Here is an 18626-nt window from a genome sequence, read left to right as displayed (position 1 = left end):
GCCGGACTTGAATCCGCGACGCTCCGCGTCGCCACCACCAGATTCGCCTCACCACCGGCCTGAAGGCCGATGCACTGCGAATGAATCCCGGTAGCGGCAGTAGTCGAAGTAGGCCTCGTTGAACTTGGGCAGGTCCACCAGGTCGATGAGTTCGGCACACAGCTCGTTGAGGCCGAAGACGGCGGAGAGGTGCGAGACGCTGACCACCGGCTTGTCGGAGACCGCGAACCTGCCCGTGTCGAGGTCGTACAACCCGCTGCCCTGCACAAAGCCGTTGGGCTGGGCGGCGATGGTCTCCATCGTCGACCGCACCCGTGCTTCGACCTTCTCCCACTGGGGGCCCTTGCGTTCCCACTCGGTCAGCCACGCCGAGACCAGGCCGCTCCAGTCGGTGCCGAAGCCGATCGACAGGGCATGCGGGGCGGGCGTGTACTCCGGGTCGGGGCGGACCTTGCGCTGGGGGTCCAGGACGAGGAACGTCTCGTCCTCGATCTTCGCCTTGGCGGGCGTGGAACGGTCCGGCTCGGAGTAGAGACCCGGGCCGAAGACCTTGGCCTTGATGAGCTGCTTGGGCGGGGCGGCCAGCTGTGGCAGTACCCGTACGGCCTCGACCTGTTCGGCGAGCCGGTCGGCGCTCGGTGTCGACTCGTTGGCCCAGAAGAGGAGTTCGGAGGTGCGGGCGATGCCGTAGGGGGTGCCGAACTCGGGCTCGTAGTCCTCGTAGGTGATGTTGAGGCCTTCGAGCTGCTCGGCGTACGTGTCCTGGCCCATGCCGTCGTGGTAGAAGCGCAGGTCCATGGGCTGGGCCTCGGGCGACCAGAGCCAGAGGGTGACCTCGGCCTCGTCGGTGTGGGCGTCGCGGATGTCGAGCTGGGCCGGGAACTTCTCCCAGAAGTCCCGCAGGCCGAAGGAGAACCCGCCGCTCGCCCCGCCGACGTACCCGAAGCCGGAGGCCCGCCTGCCACCGCCGGTGCCGATCCAGCCGTGCCCCTTCTTGGTGCGCTTGCGCAGCGTGAACCCGTCGGCGGAGAGCTGGGAGAGGGTGTAGTCGCCCCCACTCGGGGATGTACTGCAGCCTGGTCGTCACCCGCTGGTCCCAGGTGGACGGGTCCGGCAGCTTCTTCCCCTCGTACTGCGCCGCCTGGACGGCCGCGCCGGGGTCGCGGCGCAGTCCGGTGATGCCCTTGACGGCCTCGCGCAGCAGACCGGTGCCCTCGCCGCCGATCCGGATGTGGCGGTCGTACGCCTGGTCGCGCATCGGCACGGTGAAGCGGACGCCGAGGCCGCGGATGAAGTCGCCGCTTGCCTTGCCGGGCTCCTGCTTCCCGTCGTAGGTGATGGTGTGCACCATGCGGAAGGAGTCGGCACCCGCGTAGAAGTAGAGCCGGATCGAGAACGGCAGCCAACTCCGGTCGCCCTTGCGGTGCTTTCCGTCGATCTTGACGACCGCGCGGACCGGACCCTCCTGTTCGACGGTGACCGAGGAGATGGCCCCGTCGAAGCGTTCGGTCTTCACCGCGCACTGGTCCTCGTCCTCGATCTCGGGCTGGCGGATCAGCACGAGCCGGCCGTTCTTGGCGATCTCCGTCGAGCCACGGGTGACCGACGTGATCAGCGTGGCGCCGGTGGTGCCGATCTTCGCGGTGATGACCCCGGTGGAGACGGTGATCGTGCCGCCGTTCTTGCCGACGGTGACCTTCTCGCCGGGGGCGGCCGGGTCGCCGGCGGTGAGCGTGAGCTTGCCGGAGCCTTTCCTTTCCGTACGGGTGCAGGGAGTGGTCAGGAGCGAATAGTCAGGGGCATGACAGCGAGAGCGACGCCCGCGGCGCCGACCTGCTGCGAGGGCGCCGCCCACCGCCCGTCAGCGGTGCCGGTAGCGCTCCTCGACGGCGACGGATGCCGCCGCGACGGCGCCCAGGACGGGGACCGCCAGCGGCGCGACGAACCAGGCGGACACGGCCACGACGGTCAGCCCGCCGACGAGCAGGAAGGACCCGGCGGGGTCCAGCACGGTACGGCGGCCGGCCTGTGCGAGCAGGGCACGCCAGGCCGCATCCGGCGTCCAGACGGCGGACGCCCGCAGCCCGGCCACGACCAGACCGATCAGCGCGAACACACCGACCGCCCCGACGAGCGGCCCGCCGGGAATCCCGGCCCGCGCGGCCTGCACGTCCACCCAGACCGCGGCGACCGCCGCCCAGCCGACCAGTCCGACCACCCATCCACCGCGCACGGCGGCCCGGAAGTCGGCGACGAACTCCCGCCAGCCGCCGTTCTCATGGGCGGTACGTCGCCGCAGGTGCCGAGCCCCGGCCGCGAAGGCGGCCGGGTAGGTGACCACCCCCAGGGAGGCCACCGCGATCCACACACCGGTCAGCAGACACTCGGCGAACACGGCGAACCGCTCGGCGAACACGGACTCCCCCCGCGCGGCGCGGGCTTTCACGCGTGCTTCGGCCATGGGGAACCGCCTCAGCCCTTCAGTCCGGACGTCGCCATACCGTCGATCAGATAGCGCTGGAAGGCGAGGAAGAAGGCGAGCACCGGCAGCAGGGCGACCAGCGACATCGCGATCATGCCGCCGTAGTTCGCCAGGCCTTCCTGGTCCACGAACATCTTCAGACCGAGGGAGACCGTGTATTTGTCGGGCTCGTTCAGGTAGATCAGCGGGCCCATGAAGTCGTTCCAGGAGTTGATGAAGGTGAAGATCGCGCTGGTGATCAGGGCCGGACGGCACAGCGGGAGCACGATCGACCAGTAGATACGGAAGTGTCCGCAGCCGTCGAGACGGGCCGCCTCGTCGAGTTCCTTGGGCAGGTTGCGCATGAACTGCACCATCAGGAAGACGAAGAACGCCTCCGTGGCCAGGTACTTCCCCAGCAGGAGCGGGGTGTACGTGTTGATCAGGTTCAGGTTGCGGAAGAGCACGTACTGCGGGATCAGCAGCACGTGGTACGGCAACAGCAGGGTGCCGATCATCAGCGTGAACAGGAGGTTGCGGCCCGCGAACCTGATCTTCGCGAAGGCGTACGCGGTCAGCGAGCAGGACACCAGGATCCCGACCACCGAACCCACCGCGAGCGTGAGCGAGTTGACGAAGAACGTGGAGATCGAGATGTCCGCGATGCCGTCGGAGAGCCCCGTGTAGTTCGAGGTGATCGGGTCGCCCGGGAAGAGGTCCAGGCTCCCGACGATGTCCCCGCTCCGCTTGAAGGAACCGCCGATCAGCCAGACCACCGGGTAGAGAATCACCCCGAGGATCACCAGGGAGCCGATGTGCCAGGCGAGGGAACCGGGCAGCTTGCGACGGACGCTGCCCGCCTTCGCGGATCCAGCCGGTGTGATGTCGGTGGCCTGCGCGCTCATCGGGCGCCCTCCTCGTAGTGCACCCAGCGCCTCTGGGACCAGAACAGCACCGCCGTCACCAGGGCGACCGCGACGAGCAGCATCCAGGCCATGGCGGAGGCCAGGCCCATCCGGCTGTTCTCGAAGCCCTGGACGTAGAGATAGCAGGTGTAGACCATCGAGCCGTCCGCCGGACCGCAGGCGTTGCCTCCGGCGCCGCCGCCGACGATGTACGCCGAGCTGAAGATCTGGAAGGAGTGGATCGTCTCCAGCAGCACGTTGAAGAAGAGGACCGGGGAAATCATCGGGAGGGTGATGTTCCAGAACCGTCGCATCGGGCCGGCCCCGTCGACCGCGGCCGCCTCGTACAACTCGCGCGGTACCTGCTTGAGACCGGCCAGGAAGATGACCATGGGGGCGCCGAACTGCCAGACGGTGAGCGCCACCAGGCTGTAGATGATCATCTGTGGGTCGCCGGTCCAGCCGCCGACATCGATCCCGAAGACCTTCTGCGTACGGTCGACGATCGCGTCGTCCGAGAAGATCGCCTTCCAGACGATCGCGACGGAGACGCTCGCCCCGATCAGCGACGGTGCGTAGAAGGCGGCCCGGTAGAAGGCCTGTCCGCGTCGCTTCTGGGCGAGCAGCAGCGCCACACCGAGAGCCAGGAGCAGCTTGAGCGGCGTACCGACGACGACATACCACATCGTCACCCGCACCGAGTGGCGCCAGCGCGGGTCGCCGAACATCTCGGAGAAGTTGTCGAGACCGATCCACTGAGGCGTGTCGAAGAGGTTGTAGTCGGTGAACGCGAAGTAGAGCGAGGCGATCATGGGCCCTGCCGTGAGCAGCAGGAAACCTGCGATCCACGGGGACATGAAGAGGTAGCCGGCCAGCGTCTCCCGGCGGCCCCGCCGCTTGAGTGCGGCGGGGCGCGAGGAGTCCATCGGGCCGTGCCGCGGCTCGGAGTCCCTGGACAGGCCCTCCATGGCGGGGGCGGGTGTCACGGTGGTCCCCATCAGCCGACGAGAGCCGTCTTCGACTCGGTGAAGAACTGCTTGACGGCCTCGTCCACGGAGCGCGTGCCCAGGGCGAGTTCCTCGGCGATGCGCAGGAAGGCGCTCTCGCAGATGTCGGCACCGTTCGGGTGCGGGGTGATGGGCTCCAGGACGCCCGCGGAGACCAGGGACGTCTCGTAGGCGGCGATCGCCTTGTCGGCCTCGTCGGTCGGCTTGTACGCGTCGAACTGGGCCTGGGTCGCGGGCACCCCGCGGTCGTAGCCCATGATCTTGGCGACCTCGGGGTCGTGCACCATGAAGTCGATGAACTGGGCGACCTCTTTGGGGTGCTGTGTTCTCTTGGAGCCGCTCAGCATGAGGGAGCCGAGGTACTGGCCGGTCTTCTTGCCGTCCGTGGTCGGGATGGTGGCCAGACCGTACTCGCTCTTGCCCTCGGCGGTGTAGCGGACGGTGAAGTTGTCCCAGGTGAACTCGCTGGCGGCGAGTTCCGCGGAGACGGCCGACTTGGGCTTGACCTGGGCGACCTTCTTGGCGTCGGCGAAGACGCCCTCCTGAACGCCCTTCTTGGCCTTCGTCCACCAGTCCGTGAGATCGGCCTCGGTGAAGCCGAGCCCTTCGTCGGTGAAGAACGCCTTGCCGTTCTGGCGCAGGTAGAGGTCGTAGAGGTACATGACGCCGTACATGCCGCTGTCACCGGCACGCCCGGTCCTGTCGCGGATCTTCTTCATCGCCGCGTCGAAGTCGTCCCAGGTCCAGCCCTGCTTCGGCTTCACCCCCGCCCTGGTGTAGACGGGCTTGTCGATGACCAGGGCCATCGAGTTGGAGCCGACCGGAACTCCGAGGAGCTTGCCGTCGATCTCGCCGAACTTCTCCAGGCCGGCCCGGAAGCCGTCCATGGACAGATTGCCCGCCTTGACCTGCTCATCGAGATCCAGCAGTACGTTCTTCGCGTCGTATTTCCGCAGGAATGCAATGGCATTCTGGAAGACGTCCGGCGGATTGCCGCCGGAGGCCTGGGTGTTGAACTTCTTCCAGAAGTCGGTGTAGGGCTGGAAGTCCGTTTTCACCTTGATCTTCGGATACTTCTTCTCGAAGAGCGCGATGGTCTTGTTGATGCGCTGGGCCCGGTCCTCGGCACCCCACCACGCGTAACGGATCGTCACTGTTCCGTCCGCGGAGGTCCCACTGTCTCCCCCGCACCCCGTGGTCGCGGCCAGGCTCAGCGTGGCCGCCGTAGCCCCCGCGGCCTTGAAAATCGTTCGCCTCTCGACATTCCTGCTGGTTCCCACAGTCGGGCCTCCCCGCGCAGCGTCATTGCCGCCTGCATGAATCGTTTCAAGTAAGCGCTTGCTGCCACAAGTTACGGAGGGCCCCGGAGCGCGTCAATGATTCGGACAGGAATTTCTCCTGGGCGGGCACCACGAGGTGACGGCGCGTCGGGTTCGATTCCCGGTCGAAGAACGGTGATGCCGCAGGTGAAGCCCGCACGATCGACAGGCCGAACGCGTTGTGGCCCTCGGCACGCGCGTACCGGACAAGGGCGCCGTACCCCTCGACGCGCGAATGCCGACCGACCAGAACCCGCCTGATCAGGCAAGCCGAACGGCTTTCCCTCTCCCAGGCCGGGAGTCGGTGTCCTCGATCCCGCCCCGGCCGCCGGGAGGCCAACGCCGCGTCGGTGCTGCCCCCAGGCCAGGAGCGGGTGTCTTCGACCCCGCCCGGCTCCCGGGCCGGGATCGAGCACTCCCGATGCGCATACGACGGCGGCCCGTCTCTGTACGACAGCGGCCCGCCTGCTTCTCGCAGACGGGCCGCCGTTCCGGGTGGGCGATACTGGGTTCGAACCAGTGACCTCTTCGGTGTGAACGAAGCGCTCTCCCACTGAGCTAATCGCCCGGGCGCAGCAAGAAGATTACCGCATGTCAGGGAGTGCGGATGACCCGCGCCGACCGGCCCGCGCACCCCCCGTCGTGGATCACTGGTCCTTGATCTTCCAGGGCATCACGACGCCGAACTTCCACAGGTAGACACCGACGATGGCGGCCACGATCACCAGGCCGATCGACGTCAGGATGATGTTGCGCCGCCGCACCTCAGGATCCAGGGCACGCTGCGCCGCCTCGGTGACCTTGCGTTTGGTCCAGCGCAGCACCAGCTGGGCCCAGACGAACTCGGTGGCCCAGATCGCCATGCCGCCGAAGATCACCACCCAGCCCGGCCCGGGCAACGGCAGCATGATGATGCCGAGCACCACGACCGCGAGCCCGATGACGAATATCCCGACCTGCCAGCTCAGGTGCAGCATGCGGCGCGCCTTGACGAATTCGGGCGCCTTGGAGCCGAGCCCCTGCTCGGTCGTCGACCCGTCCGCCTTCGCCCCGTCCGCCGCCACGGCAACCTCGCCCGACTCGTCACTCCCCGTATTCATACGGCCAAACCCTACCGGACAGAAACCAGTCACCGGAATGGGCGTAACGTACGAACACGCTATCGGCCGGAAGAGTTACGTAAAGGCACGCAAAACACCCAGAGGGGTTTACAACGGCACCGTAGGTGGCATGTCGATTTCGCCGACGTGCGAACCCCCGAGCGCACACTGAGCGAAAGGCCCTGGCGCTTATGAACACCACGGTCAGCTGCGAGCTGCACCTGCGCCTCGTTGTGTCGAGCGAGTCCTCCCTGCCTGTCCCCGCAGGCCTGCGGTACGACACGGCCGACCCCTACGCCGTGCACGCCACCTTCCACACCGGAGCCGAGGAAACCGTCGAGTGGGTGTTCGCCCGCGACCTCCTCGCGGAGGGCCTCCACCGGCCCACCGGAACCGGCGACGTCCGCGTCTGGCCGTCGCGCAGTCATGGCCAGGGCGTCGTCTGCATCGCCCTGAGTTCGCCGGAGGGCGAGGCCCTGCTCGAGGCCCCGGCGCGGGCCCTGGAGTCCTTCCTGAAGCGCACTGACGCCGCCGTGCCGCCCGGCACGGAACACCGGCACTTCGATCTCGATCAGGAGCTCTCGCACATCCTGGCGGAAAGCTAGGGGCGAGGCCGCACAGAGCCGCCCGGCGCCGTCCACTCGGGGAGACGGCTCGGGCTGAGACAACCGCATACGGCACACACCGGCGCCGTCGCCGCGGATCCTCGCGGGGCGGTGCCGGTGCTACGTGTACTTCCCGGCCCTGAGGGTCGGCTGCTGTCGGTCGGCGGCAGGGAACGGGCGGATACTCACTCTCCGTGCGAGCCGATACCATCGGCCAGCATCGGCGGGCGTGCGCCCGCCCCAGGCCAGGGAGCAGAACGTGCTGATCACCCACGACGCTCGGTGCGCCCTCGACAGCGTGGTGGATCTGGTCAACACCGCGCCGGAGGACGACACCACTCCGGACGGGCTGCAGGACGTCGCAGCCCTGGAGAGTTTCGTACAGAACCACAAGATGAGCGATGTCGGCGTGCTCTCGGAGTTCGACCTCTCGGCAGTGCGCAAGATCCGCGGACGGTTCGCCGCGGTCTTCGCCGCCCCTGACGCCCGGACCGCCGCCGGACTGATCAACGAGCTTGTCGCCGCCGCGGGCACCACCCCACGACTCACGGACCACGACAGCTACGACTGGCATGTCCACTACTTCGCCCCGGGAGCCTCCGTCGCCGACCACCTGGCGGCCGACTGCGGGATGGCGCTGGCGTTCTTCGTGGTGGCCGGTGAGCAGGAGCGGCTGCGCCGCTGCGAGGCGCCCGACTGCCGGCGCGCCTTCGTGGACCTGTCCCGCAATCGCTCGCGACGCTACTGCGACAGCCGCACCTGCGGAAACCGGCTGCACGTGGCGGCGTACCGGGCGCGGCGCAAGGAAGCAGCGAGCTGAGAGATCCGATCAGCGGCCGATCCGGAACGTCTGGACGACCCAGCGGTGTCGACCCAGCGGTGTCGACGCGGCGGTGTCGACGCGGCCCCCGGCGGGTGGCGCCGGAGACCGCGGGTACGGCTCAGAGCAGCAGCAGATCGTGCAGCGCAGCCAAGAGCAGCAGACACCCGATCACCGCAAGAAAGATCATCAGCGGTGGCTGGGAAAGGGCGAAGAGGCATCCGCGCGGCTCGTCCTGAGGTGGCGCGGCGTCGCTCTGTTTCGTGTCCAGCATCTCGCGGCGATGATGACGCAGTCTGCACACGCCACGCGATCAACACGCCCGTAATGAGCGGGAGTTCGCCGTATTCCGTGATGTCCGGTTCGGGTCGTGATCACTTCCGGACGGGCGGGGACCTCTCTGTGACGTTTCTGTCGTCATGCGGAAGTCATATGCCGCCGCAGCCACAGGTCATATGCCGTGCTTCTTCAAGATGGCCTCGATGTCGCTGAAGTCCTCGGCCGCCGACTCCTTGCGCGGCCGGCTCGCGGGCTGGGCCGCCGGGCGGGAGGCCGGGCCCAGGGAGGGCGCCGAAGCCGCCGGGGCCACCGCCTCGCGCCCAGCCTCCTTGGCGGCGGCCCTGCGCTCCCTGCGGGTGCCACCCCGACGGCGCTCCACCGCGCGGGTGGTCGCGAACAGCAGCCAGGAGAGACCGAGCACGCCGAAGCCCGCCCAGGCCGCCGGGCTGAAGGCGGTGTCCGCCACCCACCCGACGACACCGGTCATGACCAGACCGATGGGGACGAGCGAGTAGGCGGCGATGCGCGTGGCCGCGAGGAAACGCTTGCGGTACGCCGTGACCGCCGCGATGCCCAGGCCGGCCGCGGCGACGGCGGAACAGACGGTCTCGGCAATCATCCGGTCCTCCAGGCAGGGCTCGGTCGGCCAGCGGCCGCTTTCGTCCTTTCCATCCTGCACCCGTCACACGCCGCCGGGCCATGTTCCGGCCGGACATCAGGGACATCTCCGGGTCGGCTCCTCCGCAGGTGCCGTAAGAGTCGTAGGAGTCGTAGGAGTCGAAAGCCGCACGACTCGGGAGGGGCCGGACGAGTAGTACGACGTACGGCTCGGCAGGCTCGGCAGGGCTCACGGGGGCACCCAGGTCCGATCGGGTCGTGCCGAGCCGGGCTGGGAGGCTGGGAGACTGGGGGCATGAGCGACTCCTCCCCCGCCCGCCCCGCCGCCCCCGTACTCGACGTCTGGTACGAACTCCAGTGCTCGGACTGCCGCACCGCCCTGGACGACCTCCGGGCCCTGCGCGCCCGCTACGGCGAGCGGCTGGAGCTGCGGTTGCGGCACTTCCCGCTGGAGAAGCACAAACACGCCTTCGCCGCCGCCCAGGCCGCCGAGGAGGCCGCGGCGCAGGGGCAGGGGTGGCCGTACGTCGAGGCGGTGCTCGGCCGGGTCGAGGAACTGGACCGCGAGGGGGAATCCTTCCTGATCGAGGTCGCCCGGGAACTCGGCCTGGACGCCGAGGAGTTCGACACCGCGCTGATCGACGGCCGGCACATCCTGATCGTGGACGCGGACCAGGCCGAGGGCAAGGCGATCGGCGTGACCGGCACCCCCACCTACGTCATCGGCGGCGAGCGCCTCGACGGCGGCAAAAGCCAGGAAGGGCTGCGCGAGCGCGTCGAGGAGATCGCCGACCGGCTGCTGACCGAAGGCGCGTGACCCTTACAGCAAGTCCTTGCTCAGGTGGTAGGTGAGCGTCTCGTAGCCGAGTGACTCGTAGAGCCGCTCGGCCGGGGTGTTGCCCGCGAAGACGTTCAGCCGGATGCCGGTCCATCCGGCCGCGGCGGACTGCGCCTCGGCCAGCAGCATCAGCGTCCGGCCGTGGCCCCGGCCGCGGTGCTCCTCATCGGTCTGGACGTCGTAGACGAAGGCCCGGTCCTCATGGAGGCCCACCCACAGCGTGCCGACCCGCGCCCCCTCGTGCTCCAGGACGCTGAGGATCATGCCTTCGGTGGCCGTGCCGTCGGGCAGGAGTTCGGCGTAGTCCTTCTCGGCTTTGGCCCATGCCTGGGCCTCGGGTACTCCTCTGGAGAACCAGCTCTCCGCGTAGGCGGCCTTCTGGCGCTCCTGCCAGTCGTCGAACTCCGCCGGGGTCAGGGCGCGGCCCCGGCTCCCGGCGGGCAGCTGCGGCGGGATGGTGGCGGCGGCGGCGAGTGCCTTCCCCATCTGCCGGTTGCGTACGACGTATCCGAGCGCGGTCGCCGCCCTCAGTGCCGCCTCGGCGTCGGCGGGCACCGACGCCTCGACGCGCGTGCAGCCCCAGCCGCGCGCCACCTCCTCCGCCGCGAGCGCCGCCACCGTCCCCCGGCCGCGCCGACGGTCCGGCTCCTCGATGTGCAGGTCCAGGATCCGGGCCACCGCGTCTCCGAAGGAGGGGGACGTGGAGAGGTGTATCCCGCCGACGGGACGGCTGTTCACACACACCTGGTAACGGCGTGAACGCGTCCCGTCGGCTGCGCGCTGTAGCGGCTCGGTCGGCCGCAGAGTCGTGGTCATCAGGGGAGTTCTACCCGCCGCGCAGGCCCGCGTCAGCCTATTTTCCCGCGCTCTCACGGGCGCTGGGGGCTTGCGGGTCCCGGAGGCTTGCCGGGTCTGGGGCTTGCGGGGCGCGCGGGCAGGGGGACCTGCGGGCGCAGGGCGACCCGCGGGCTGCGGGACCTGCGGGCTCAGGGGCTTACCGTGGCTCAGGGGTGGCTCAGGGGTGGCTCAGGGGCCTGCGGACTTGCCGGTCCCGGAGACTTGCCGGGCCTGGAGGTCAGGGGTCCTGATCGTGCCCGGACCGCTCGTCGAAGATCCGCATGGCCTTGGCGGTCACCGGGCCCGGGGCGCTGGGCAGTTCGCGGTCGTCGACACGGTGCACGGCCTGCACGTCCCGCAGGCTGGAGGTCAGGAAGACCTCGTCCGCCCGGTCCAGGACATCCAGCGGCAGGTCGGTCTCCTTGGCCCCGGTCCACGCGACGGTCAGGGCGCGGGTGATGCCCGCGAGGCAGCCGGAGGCGAGCGGCGGGGTGTGGATCTCGCCGTCGAGGACGACGAAGACGTTGGAGCCGGTGCCCTCACAGAGCTGTCCCACCGTGTTGCCGAACAGCGCCTCGGAAGCACCCTGTTCGCGGGCGCGGGCCAGGGCGACGACGTTCTCGGCGTACGACGTCGTCTTGAGGCCTGCGAGCGCGCCGCGTTCGTTGCGGGTCCAGGGGACGGTGATCACGGCCGTCGAGTCGGGGCGCCGCGCGGACTCCCCGAGGGCGACCAGGAGGGTCGGGCCGTGCTCGCCGCGGTCGGAGCCGAGCGGACCGTGACCGCCCGTGTACGTGACGCGCAGTCGGCCGAGCGGCATCGGGTCGGCCGCCAGGACGGCGGCGCAGGCGCGGCGGACCTCGTCGAGGTCGGGGTCGGGCAGACCGAGTCCGCGCGCGGAGCGGGTCAGCCGGTCCAGGTGACGGGTGAGCGCGAACAGCTTCCCGTCGACCGCCTTCACCGTCTCGAAGATGCCGTCGCCCACGGTCAGCCCGTGGTCGAAGGCGGACACCCGGGCGGACTCGCTGTCCTGCAGTCCGCCGTCGAGCCAGATCTTCACGTCGGTCCCTCTCCGTTCGCCTCGTACTCTCCCGACGCTACAGCGAGCAGCCGGGACGCCTTGAGCTCGGTCTCCTGCCATTCGGCCTCGGGGTCGGAGCCCCAGGTGATGCCGGCGCCGGTACCGAACCGCAGCACACCGTCCGCGCGGTCGATCCAGAAGGTGCGGATGCCCACTGCCAGCTCACCGGTGCCGCGGTCGGCGTCCACCCAGCCGATCCCACCGCAGTACGGCCCCCGTGGCACGGTCTCCAGTGTCTCGATGATCCGCAGGGCGCTCCACTTGGGAGCCCCGGTGACCGAACCGGGCGGAAAGGCGGCGGCCAGCAGCTCCGGCCAGCCCGCGTCTGCGCCCAGCTCGCCCCGCACCGTCGACACGAGATGGACCAGGCCGGGGTGCTTCTCCACGACGCACAGCTCGGGAACGGTCACGCTGCCGGTGGAGCACACCCGGCCCAGGTCGTTGCGGACCAGGTCGACGATCATCACGTTCTCGGCGTAGTCCTTGTCCCGCAGGTCGGCCTCGGTCCGCCCGGTCCCCTTGATCGGCCCCGAGAGGACCGCGCGGCCGTCGCGGCGCAGGAACAGTTCCGGGGAGGCGGTGGCGATCTCCACCCCGTGAGCGGGCAGGCGGATCGTTCCTGCATAGGGTGCCGGGTTGCCGCACGCCAGCAGGGCGGTGAGGGCGTCCACGTCGGCGCCCGGGTCGATCGGCGCGGACAGGACACGGCACAGATTGGCCTGGTAGACCTCGCCGGCCGCGATGTACTCGCGGATACGCGCCACCCCGGCCTGGTAGGCGGCCCGGTCGAGAGAGGAGGCCCACTGGTCGGCGGCCGGCGCGCGCCACGCCCCCGGGACCGGGGCGGGGACCGGACGGTGATGTACGTCACGGAAGCGGGCGCAGGTCAGGCGGCCTTCGAAGTCGGCGGCCACGGCCCAGAAGCCCGTGGAGTCCAGCGCGGCGGGGTCACGCGTGACATCGAGGAGTCCGGAGGCGACCCGGTCACCGAAACGGGCGAGAGGAGGCAGGTGGAGCACGCAGCCGAGTCTATGGCGGGTGTCCTGAGGGTGACCTGGTCGTGTCCCTCCGGGTGCCCCGCGCACCGCTGTGAGCAGGCGCAGCGCAGCACGCTGCGCAAACGCGTTTTTGTGCTGGCCCCGGAATCCGCTAGAGTTCAACACGTCGCCGGGTCGTGCAAGCGAACCGAACCGACAGGCGGACGTAGCTCAGTTGGTAGAGCGCAACCTTGCCAAGGTTGAGGTCGCGAGTTCGAACCTCGTCGTCCGCTCGCAGGAAGAGGGGACCTCGCCGGTCCCCGCACTCCTGGTGGAGTGGCCGAGAGGCGAGGCAACGGCCTGCAAAGCCGTCTACACGGGTTCAAATCCCGTCTCCACCTCCAAGGACGATTAGCTCAGCGGGAGAGCGCTTCCCTGACACGGAAGAGGTCACTGGTTCAATCCCAGTATCGTCCACCGAAGCCCTCGGGCTTCTGGAGCCGCGAGGCTCCGATCCGCGCGATTAGCTCAGCGGGAGAGCGCTTCCCTGACACGGAAGAGGTCACTGGTTCAATCCCAGTATCGCGCACGCAGTGCCCATGATCCGCTTCCTTCGGTGATCCCGGAGCGATCATGGCCCCCGAGGACGATTAGCTCAGCGGGAGAGCGCTTCCCTGACACGGAAGAGGTCACTGGTTCAATCCCAGTATCGTCCACACATCGAAAGCCCCCGGCTCCGCGGCCGGGGGCTTCTTCGTGTGCTGCCCGGTGGTGTGCCGGTCGGCCGGGGCCGACCGGCTGCCGTCAGCTGGAGAACAGCATCCGGCCGAAGCCCCGGTTGTGGTGACCGCCGTGATGCCCGCCGTGATGCCCGCCCTGCGGGGCGCCCCAGGCGGGAGCGGTGGGTGCGGCCTGGTACTGCGGAGCGGCCGGAGGCGGCGGAACGGCGGGGCCGCCGCCCCACTGGGACTCCAGGCGGGTCAGCGCCTCCAGCTCGCCGTAGTCGAGAAAAATGCCGCGGCAGCCGCTGCACTGCTCGATCTGAACGCCGTTGCGGTTGTACGTGTGCATCGGCGCATGGCACTTCGGACACTGCATGGTCGGCTCAACTCCTCGCCGGTCGGACCTGCTTCGCCTTTCGCCAGGACAGACTCTGTCCGGCTGCGGTCAGTTGCACCCTACTTCGCGAAACCCTGCCGTACCTCCGGCAGGGCGGAACCCATGCGGTCGCAGGCGTCGACCAGGGCCTGCTCCACGTCGTCCAGCGGGCGGTCCGCGGCGACGGCCTTGGCGATCGAGCGGGCGGCGGTCTGCACGGTGAGGGCGCGGGCCGGGACGTCCAGGGCGGGCCAGGGGTCACCGTCCGCGGGGACGGCCGGGCCGCCCGCCGTGCGGTAAGCGGTGAGGAAGCGGGTCCACTCGTCGGGCCGGAGCAGTCCGCAGGCGAACCAGGCGGCCGGGCGGGCGAGGTCCCAGGCCGGGACGCCGAGACCGAGGTCGTCGATGTCGATGAGCAGCCAGGGGCCGTCGGGGGCCGGGTGGCGGACGAGTTGACCGAGGTGGAGGTCGCCATGGCAGAGGGCGGTGGTGTCTGGCATCGGGGTCTCGGCGCGGGCCCAGGTGGGGAGGGTGGACCAGGCGCGCAGAACGGGGTGCGTGGCGGGGTGTGCGTCGGCGGTACGGAGACGGGCTACGGCGAGGGCGGCCTTCGCGGGGCCGCGCATGGGAGGCAGGGGGGTTGTCGGGACCGGGGTGCGGTGCAGGCGCGCGAGGAGGGTCGCGGCGGCCTCCCAGGGGGCCGCGTCCGGGGTGTCCGGGTCCACGGGGGTGCCGTACGGCCAGAACGTGACGAGTCGGCCGTGCAGGGCGACGGGAGTCGGGCTGAGCGGGGGGAGGAGGATGCCGGAGAGGTGGACGGCGACGCTGAGGCGGGGGGTCAGTTCCGGAGTGAGCGTGTCCGGGGCGTGGGCCTTGGCGACGGTGTGGGCGTGGCGGACGACGGTGGCGTCGGGGCGGTCGGCGAGGGTCCTGGTCGCTTCCCCGGGTGTTGCTCCGCAGAGGCAGTCCGATGTCGTCCTGTGGGCCTGCGCCTCGGCTCGGGTCTTGAGCTCGGCGAGGAGGGGTGGTGCGGTCACGGGGCTCCTCGGGCGGGCGGATGGTGGCTCGTCGGTGAGAGTACGCAGGTCTCGACGGCCTCCGTTGTGAGGTGCCCGGTGCTGGTGCGGGGCCACGCCCCGGCAAACCGGCAAACACAGCAATGCCGGCGCAGCTCCCCAGCTGCGCCGGCATTTGTGCCGTCCGCCGCACCCCCGTCCCCACGGGGTTTCATGGGTGGATGTCCCCGCCCGGACCGCTCTTCCGGGCCTGGGGTCGCCGCTCAGCGCCCCAGCATCACACCCACGGACGACGCCTGTGTGGCCACTGTCTCCCAACCGTCGAAGACGAGGAGGAGCAGGGCCGCCAGGGGAAGGGCCATGAGTGTCGCCACCAAGGGGTGGCGACGGCCCGTTCGGCGGGGTCGGAGCGCTCTGCGCTCCTGGGTGCGGACCAGTGTCCGCGGTGCCGTCAGAGCCATGGTCCCTCTCCTGACCGTCTCAGTTTTTCTTGGCAGCGGCGGGTGTCTGACCTCGGGGGACGAGTGCTGCACCCGCCGCTTGACCTCAAATCTAGGCGTCCGGCGCCGACCGGGCGTCATGCCCTCGTACCCATTGCCGGGCCTCCCGGAGGATGAGCCATGACCTGCGGAGTACTCCCCTGGGTGGAGACGAAGCGCCAGGTCTCGGGGTCTTCCCGGAGGGGGCGTCCGGAGTGCCCCGAACTCTCCGAACTGTCTTCCCGCGGGGCCGGTTGCTCGACGACCAGGGCCGGCACCCGCTTCGCCATGAAGCGGGCCGTACGTACCACTGAGCCTTCCCCTGAGCCTTCCTCACTGCCTCAGCGGCGTGGGAGGATCTGCGCCGGGTGACTTCACTCACTTCCACCACACCTCGGCCTACCGCTGTCTCCACCCGGCGGCCCGACCTGCCCGCCAGCACCTCGTACCCTGCGTGTCGTGTACCCGGCGTCCACGACCATTTCCACGCGATCACCCTTCACGGTTCAATCCCGCTTCAGCGACCGGTCGTTGGGATCGCGTGCGAGGCGAAGTCGACCTGTCCGCGCGACCCCTGGTCACTCTTCAAGTCTCTTGCCCCGTACTGACAATCCATCGGGCCGAGAGGGCGCGGCCTCTGCGCGCGGCGGGCCGTGGAAACGTAAGCTGTGGCACGTCACACGGACCGGGCAGCGGGGATGAACATGGCGATGATGCGCCTGAGGCGCGAGGACCCGCGCGTCGTCGGCTCGTTCAAGCTTCACAGACGGCTCGGGGCGGGCGGGATGGGCGTCGTCTATCTCGGCTCCGACCGCAAGGGGCAGCGGGTCGCGCTGAAGGTGATCCGGCCGGACCTGGCGGAGGACCAGGAGTTCCGCTCGCGGTTCGCGCGCGAGGTCTCGGCGGCGCGGCGGATTCGTGGCGGGTGCACGGCCCGGCTCGTCGCGGCGGATCTGGATGCCGACCGGCCGTGGTTCGCCACGCAGTACGTGCCCGGGCCCTCCCTGCACGACAAGGTCGTCGACGGGGGGCCGCTGGGCGCAGCCGACGTGGCCGCGGTGGGAGCCGCCCTGTCCGAGGGACTCGTCGCCGTGCACGAGGCCGGAGTCGTACACCGGGATCTCAAGCCGTCCAACATTCTGCTGTCCCCCAAGGGGCCGCGGATCATCGACTTCGGTATCGCCTGGGCGACCGGGGCCTCGACGCTCACCCACGTCGGCACGGCAGTCGGCTCCCCCGGCTTCCTCGCGCCGGAGCAGGTGCGCGGCGCCGCGGTCACCCCGGCCACGGACGTGTTCTCGCTCGGGGCCACCCTGGCGTACGCCTCGATGGGTGACTCGCCCTTCGGGCACGGCAGTTCCGAGGTGATGCTGTACCGCGTGGTGCACGAGGAGGCGCAGCTGCACGGGGTGCCCGACGCGCTCGCGCCGCTGGTGCGGGCGTGCCTCGCGAAGGATCCCGGGGAGCGTCCCAGCACGCTTCAGCTGTCGCTGCGGCTGAAGGAGATCGCGGCCCGGGAGGCGCAGGGCCTCGCGGATCTGCGTCCGCCCGCGCCGCGCGCCGCAGAGGCGGACCGGCCCACCGGGCAGATCGCCGAGACCTATCCGGAGCGGACGGCGCAGCGGCGGCCGCAGGGACCGTCGAGCGGCGGACCAGGTGCGCAGGGCACTCAGAGCACGCCGCCGCCGCGCGGCGGGGCCGGGTCACGCGGGTCCGGGCCGCTACGGGGTGGCACGCCGTCGCGCGGTGCGGCCCCCTCCCGGGGCGACGGCAACGGCACGCGCGGCAGCGGGGCGCCGTCCTCCCGGTCCGGGGCGCGGCCCACGCCGTCCTCGCGGAACACGAACCGCAGCGGGAGCCGTCCGGCGCCGCGCAGCGGTACGGGACGTCCGGCGTCCAGGAACACCGGGACCGGGCGGCGGCCGGCGAATCCGCGGCTGCTGCGCCAGCGGCTGTTCGTGTTCGTCGTGGTCACGCTGCTCGTGGCTCTCGGCATCGCGGCGGCGCAGGGGTGTCAGGGGCCGGCACGGGGACTCGGCGACGACCGTGGCGTCGTACGGGAGCAGGGGCAGGCGCGGACGGACACGCCATCGGCCAATGAGCCGCTGATTCACCGTCGGGCTGCGAACCACTGAATCACCGTCGGCGGGTCAGCCGCTGAGCAAGGTGCGGCTGCTGTCCGAACAAGGTGCGGCTGCGGTCCGAGCGGTACGAGTCGATGCCGCGCCGCGGCGGCCGGGGCGCCCTTGCGAGCGTGCCTCAGAGTTCGGGGCGGCCCGTGGCCACCGCGTAGAAGGCGACCGCCGCCGCCGCGCCCACGTTGAGGGAGTCGACGCCGTGGGCCATGGGGATGCGGACCCATTCGTCGGCGGCGACGAGGGCCTGGGTGGACAGGCCGTCGCCCTCGGCGCCGAGCATCAGCGCCACCCGGTCCATCTTGTGCGGGGCGGCCTCGTCGAGGGTCCTGGCCTTGGCGTCCGGGGTGAGGGCGAGCAGCGTGAAGCCCGCCTCGCGTACCGACTCCAGGCCCTTGGGCCAGGTGTCGAGACGGGCGTACGGGACGGAGAAGACCGCGCCCATCGAGACCTTGACGCTGCGGCGGTAGAGGGGGTCGGCGCAGTCCGGGGAGAGCAGGACCGCGTCCATGCCGAGGGCGGCGGCCGAGCGGAAAATCGCGCCGATGTTGGTGTGGTCGTTGACCGACTCCATGACGACGACCCGGCGGGCGCTGTGGAGGAGGTCGGCCGCCGTGGGCAGTGGCTTGCGCTGCATGGAGGCGAGCGCGCCCCGGTGCACGTGGTAGCCGGTGACCTGTTCGGCGAGCTCCGGGCTGACCGCGTACACCGGGGCAGGGAGTTCGTCGATGACGTCCCGCATGACGTCGACCCACTTCGCGGACAGCAGCATCGAACGCATCTCGTACCCGGCGTCCTTGGCCCGCCGGATGACCTTCTCGCCCTCGGCGATGAACAGGCCCTCGGCCGGCTCGCGCTTGCGACGCAGTTCGACGTCGGTCAGGCCCGTGTAGTCGCGCAGACGCGGGTCGTCGGGATCCTCGACGGTGATGAGATCGGCCACAGGGTGATACTGCCTTGTCCTGGGAGCGGTGCCAACGGCTGGGAACGGGTGTGTTACCCCGGGTTACGCGTGATCACGCGGATATTCGCGTGATCACGCCAATGTCCG

General features: G+C 70.1%; 18 protein-coding genes, 6 tRNA genes and 2 pseudogenes. 9 read left to right on the top strand and 17 right to left on the bottom strand.

Features of this window, described 5'->3' with window-relative positions; genetic code table 11:
• Positions 1 to 90 precede the first annotated feature (90 nt).
• The 7 genes and pseudogenes from M2271_RS40215 to M2271_RS40185 form a co-directional block, all read right to left on the bottom strand.
• Positions 91 to 1750, bottom strand: a pseudogene (locus tag M2271_RS40215) (hypothetical protein); the annotation flags it as partial.
• 111 nt (positions 1751 to 1861) lie between these two features.
• Complete coding sequence (locus tag M2271_RS40210; protein WP_280892421.1) at positions 1862 to 2461, bottom strand: hypothetical protein; 600 nt, start codon at positions 2459 to 2461, stop codon at positions 1862 to 1864.
• 11 nt (positions 2462 to 2472) lie between these two features.
• A complete protein-coding gene (locus M2271_RS40205) occupies positions 2473 to 3366 on the bottom strand; it encodes a carbohydrate ABC transporter permease (protein WP_280892420.1) in 894 nt (297 codons plus the stop codon).
• The gene (locus tag M2271_RS40200; RefSeq protein WP_280892419.1) at positions 3363 to 4364 is read right to left on the bottom strand and encodes a sugar ABC transporter permease; all 1002 of its coding nucleotides are present in this window, start codon (positions 4362 to 4364) and stop codon (positions 3363 to 3365) included. The genes M2271_RS40205 and M2271_RS40200 overlap by 4 nt, the downstream gene beginning before the upstream one ends.
• Positions 4364 to 5653 (bottom strand): extracellular solute-binding protein, encoded by a 1290-nt coding sequence (locus M2271_RS40195; RefSeq protein ID WP_280892418.1) that lies wholly within the window; start codon positions 5651 to 5653, stop codon positions 4364 to 4366. Before M2271_RS40195 ends, M2271_RS40200 begins: the two co-directional genes overlap by 1 nt.
• 535 nt (positions 5654 to 6188) lie before the next feature.
• Positions 6189 to 6260, bottom strand: a tRNA-Val gene (locus M2271_RS40190).
• Positions 6261 to 6339: 79 nt separating this feature from the next.
• A complete protein-coding gene (locus M2271_RS40185; protein WP_280892417.1) occupies positions 6340 to 6792 on the bottom strand; it encodes a TIGR02611 family protein in 453 nt (150 codons plus the stop codon).
• A gap of 191 nt (positions 6793 to 6983) precedes the next feature.
• On the opposite strand from M2271_RS40185, the gene M2271_RS40180 reads away from it, so the two are divergent.
• Both M2271_RS40180 and M2271_RS40175 read left to right on the top strand, forming a co-directional pair.
• A complete protein-coding gene (locus tag M2271_RS40180) occupies positions 6984 to 7397 on the top strand; it encodes an SsgA family sporulation/cell division regulator (protein WP_004002642.1) in 414 nt (137 codons plus the stop codon).
• 259 nt (positions 7398 to 7656) lie between these two features.
• Entirely contained in the window at positions 7657 to 8217 is a 561-nt protein-coding gene (locus tag M2271_RS40175) for a CGNR zinc finger domain-containing protein (protein WP_280892423.1), read from the top strand.
• A gap of 121 nt (positions 8218 to 8338) precedes the next feature.
• Here M2271_RS40175 and M2271_RS40170 read toward each other — a convergent pair whose 3' ends face one another.
• Together M2271_RS40170 and M2271_RS40165 are read right to left on the bottom strand one after the other, a co-directional pair.
• Entirely contained in the window at positions 8339 to 8491 is a 153-nt protein-coding gene (locus M2271_RS40170; protein WP_280892416.1) for a hypothetical protein, read from the bottom strand.
• Positions 8492 to 8668: 177 nt separating this feature from the next.
• Complete coding sequence (locus M2271_RS40165; RefSeq protein WP_280892415.1) at positions 8669 to 9115, bottom strand: hypothetical protein; 447 nt, start codon at positions 9113 to 9115, stop codon at positions 8669 to 8671.
• A gap of 294 nt (positions 9116 to 9409) precedes the next feature.
• Between M2271_RS40165 and M2271_RS40160 the strand changes: the two genes are divergently transcribed.
• Entirely contained in the window at positions 9410 to 9931 is a 522-nt protein-coding gene (locus tag M2271_RS40160; protein ID WP_280892414.1) for a DsbA family protein, read from the top strand.
• 3 nt (positions 9932 to 9934) lie between these two features.
• On the opposite strand, the gene M2271_RS40155 is transcribed toward M2271_RS40160, so the two are convergent.
• The 3 genes from M2271_RS40155 to M2271_RS40145 all read right to left on the bottom strand — a co-directional run bounded on the left by M2271_RS40155 (position 9935) and on the right by M2271_RS40145 (position 12889).
• Positions 9935 to 10768, bottom strand: a complete 834-nt coding sequence (locus M2271_RS40155) for a GNAT family N-acetyltransferase (protein WP_280892413.1) — start codon at positions 10766 to 10768, stop codon at positions 9935 to 9937.
• Between the two features lie 259 nt (positions 10769 to 11027).
• Positions 11028 to 11849, bottom strand: a complete 822-nt coding sequence (locus M2271_RS40150) for an aminodeoxychorismate lyase (protein WP_280892412.1) — start codon at positions 11847 to 11849, stop codon at positions 11028 to 11030.
• On the bottom strand, positions 11846 to 12889 hold the full coding sequence (locus M2271_RS40145; RefSeq protein ID WP_280892411.1) for a chorismate-binding protein: 1044 nt from the start codon (positions 12887 to 12889) through the stop codon (positions 11846 to 11848). Before M2271_RS40145 ends, M2271_RS40150 begins: the two co-directional genes overlap by 4 nt.
• A 178-nt stretch (positions 12890 to 13067) precedes the next feature.
• Between M2271_RS40145 and M2271_RS40140 the strand changes: the two genes are divergently transcribed.
• The 5 genes from M2271_RS40140 to M2271_RS40120 all read left to right on the top strand — a co-directional run bounded on the left by M2271_RS40140 (position 13068) and on the right by M2271_RS40120 (position 13563).
• Positions 13068 to 13140: transfer RNA gene (locus M2271_RS40140), tRNA-Gly, on the top strand.
• 37 nt (positions 13141 to 13177) lie between these two features.
• Positions 13178 to 13251 (top strand) — tRNA-Cys (locus tag M2271_RS40135).
• A 1-nt stretch (position 13252) separates the two neighbouring features.
• Positions 13253 to 13324 (top strand) — tRNA-Val (locus M2271_RS40130).
• 40 nt (positions 13325 to 13364) lie between these two features.
• Positions 13365 to 13436, top strand: a tRNA-Val gene (locus M2271_RS40125).
• A 55-nt stretch (positions 13437 to 13491) separates the two neighbouring features.
• A tRNA-Val gene (locus M2271_RS40120) sits at positions 13492 to 13563 on the top strand.
• A gap of 88 nt (positions 13564 to 13651) precedes the next feature.
• Here M2271_RS40120 and M2271_RS40115 read toward each other — a convergent pair.
• From M2271_RS40115 to M2271_RS40100, 4 genes and pseudogenes are all read right to left on the bottom strand, one after another.
• On the bottom strand, positions 13652 to 13945 hold the full coding sequence (locus M2271_RS40115) for a zf-TFIIB domain-containing protein (RefSeq protein ID WP_280892410.1): 294 nt from the start codon (positions 13943 to 13945) through the stop codon (positions 13652 to 13654).
• An 80-nt stretch (positions 13946 to 14025) separates the two neighbouring features.
• On the bottom strand, positions 14026 to 14982 hold the full coding sequence (locus M2271_RS40110; protein WP_280892409.1) for an aminoglycoside phosphotransferase family protein: 957 nt from the start codon (positions 14980 to 14982) through the stop codon (positions 14026 to 14028).
• A gap of 242 nt (positions 14983 to 15224) precedes the next feature.
• Entirely contained in the window at positions 15225 to 15422 is a 198-nt protein-coding gene (locus M2271_RS40105) for a hypothetical protein (RefSeq protein WP_280892408.1), read from the bottom strand.
• 203 nt (positions 15423 to 15625) lie between these two features.
• Positions 15626 to 15943: pseudogene (locus M2271_RS40100) on the bottom strand (hypothetical protein); the annotation flags it as partial.
• Positions 15944 to 16138: 195 nt separating this feature from the next.
• Between M2271_RS40100 and M2271_RS40095 the strand changes: the two are divergent.
• The gene (locus M2271_RS40095; protein ID WP_280892422.1) at positions 16139 to 17575 is read left to right on the top strand and encodes a serine/threonine-protein kinase; all 1437 of its coding nucleotides are present in this window, start codon (positions 16139 to 16141) and stop codon (positions 17573 to 17575) included.
• Between the two features lie 124 nt (positions 17576 to 17699).
• Here the strand turns inward: M2271_RS40095 and M2271_RS40090 are convergent, their stop codons facing one another.
• Positions 17700 to 18518 carry an RNA methyltransferase gene (locus M2271_RS40090; protein WP_280892407.1) on the bottom strand — a complete coding sequence of 273 codons (819 nt, stop codon included), beginning with the start codon at positions 18516 to 18518 and terminating at the stop codon, positions 17700 to 17702.
• Positions 18519 to 18626 lie beyond the last annotated feature (108 nt).

The organism is Streptomyces sp. LBL, from assembly GCF_029893585.1.
GTDB lineage: Bacteria > Actinomycetota > Actinomycetes > Streptomycetales > Streptomycetaceae > Streptomyces.
The sequence above is the reverse complement of the archived record's forward strand: the minus strand, read 5'-3'. Positions and strand labels throughout refer to the sequence as shown.

Bases quoted from the DNA above. Each gene is read 5' to 3' on its own strand.
- M2271_RS40185 (WP_280892417.1), bottom strand. From the start codon at position 6,792: ATGAATACGGGGAGTGACGAGTCGGGCGAGGTTGCCGTGGCGGCGGAC.
- M2271_RS40210 (WP_280892421.1), bottom strand. From the start codon at position 2,461: ATGGCCGAAGCACGCGTGAAAGCCCGCGCCGCGCGGGGGGAGTCCGTG.
- M2271_RS40180 (WP_004002642.1), top strand. From the start codon at position 6,984: ATGAACACCACGGTCAGCTGCGAGCTGCACCTGCGCCTCGTTGTGTCG.
- M2271_RS40105 (WP_280892408.1), bottom strand. From the start codon at position 15,422: ATGGCTCTGACGGCACCGCGGACACTGGTCCGCACCCAGGAGCGCAGA.
- M2271_RS40200 (WP_280892419.1), bottom strand. From the start codon at position 4,364: ATGGGGACCACCGTGACACCCGCCCCCGCCATGGAGGGCCTGTCCAGG.
- M2271_RS40115 (WP_280892410.1), bottom strand. From the start codon at position 13,945: ATGCAGTGTCCGAAGTGCCATGCGCCGATGCACACGTACAACCGCAAC.
- M2271_RS40160 (WP_280892414.1), top strand. From the start codon at position 9,410: ATGAGCGACTCCTCCCCCGCCCGCCCCGCCGCCCCCGTACTCGACGTC.
- M2271_RS40155 (WP_280892413.1), bottom strand. From the start codon at position 10,768: ATGACCACGACTCTGCGGCCGACCGAGCCGCTACAGCGCGCAGCCGAC.
- M2271_RS40095 (WP_280892422.1), top strand. From the start codon at position 16,139: ATGAACATGGCGATGATGCGCCTGAGGCGCGAGGACCCGCGCGTCGTC.
- M2271_RS40205 (WP_280892420.1), bottom strand. From the start codon at position 3,366: ATGAGCGCGCAGGCCACCGACATCACACCGGCTGGATCCGCGAAGGCG.
- M2271_RS40170 (WP_280892416.1), bottom strand. From the start codon at position 8,491: ATGCTGGACACGAAACAGAGCGACGCCGCGCCACCTCAGGACGAGCCG.
- M2271_RS40165 (WP_280892415.1), bottom strand. From the start codon at position 9,115: ATGATTGCCGAGACCGTCTGTTCCGCCGTCGCCGCGGCCGGCCTGGGC.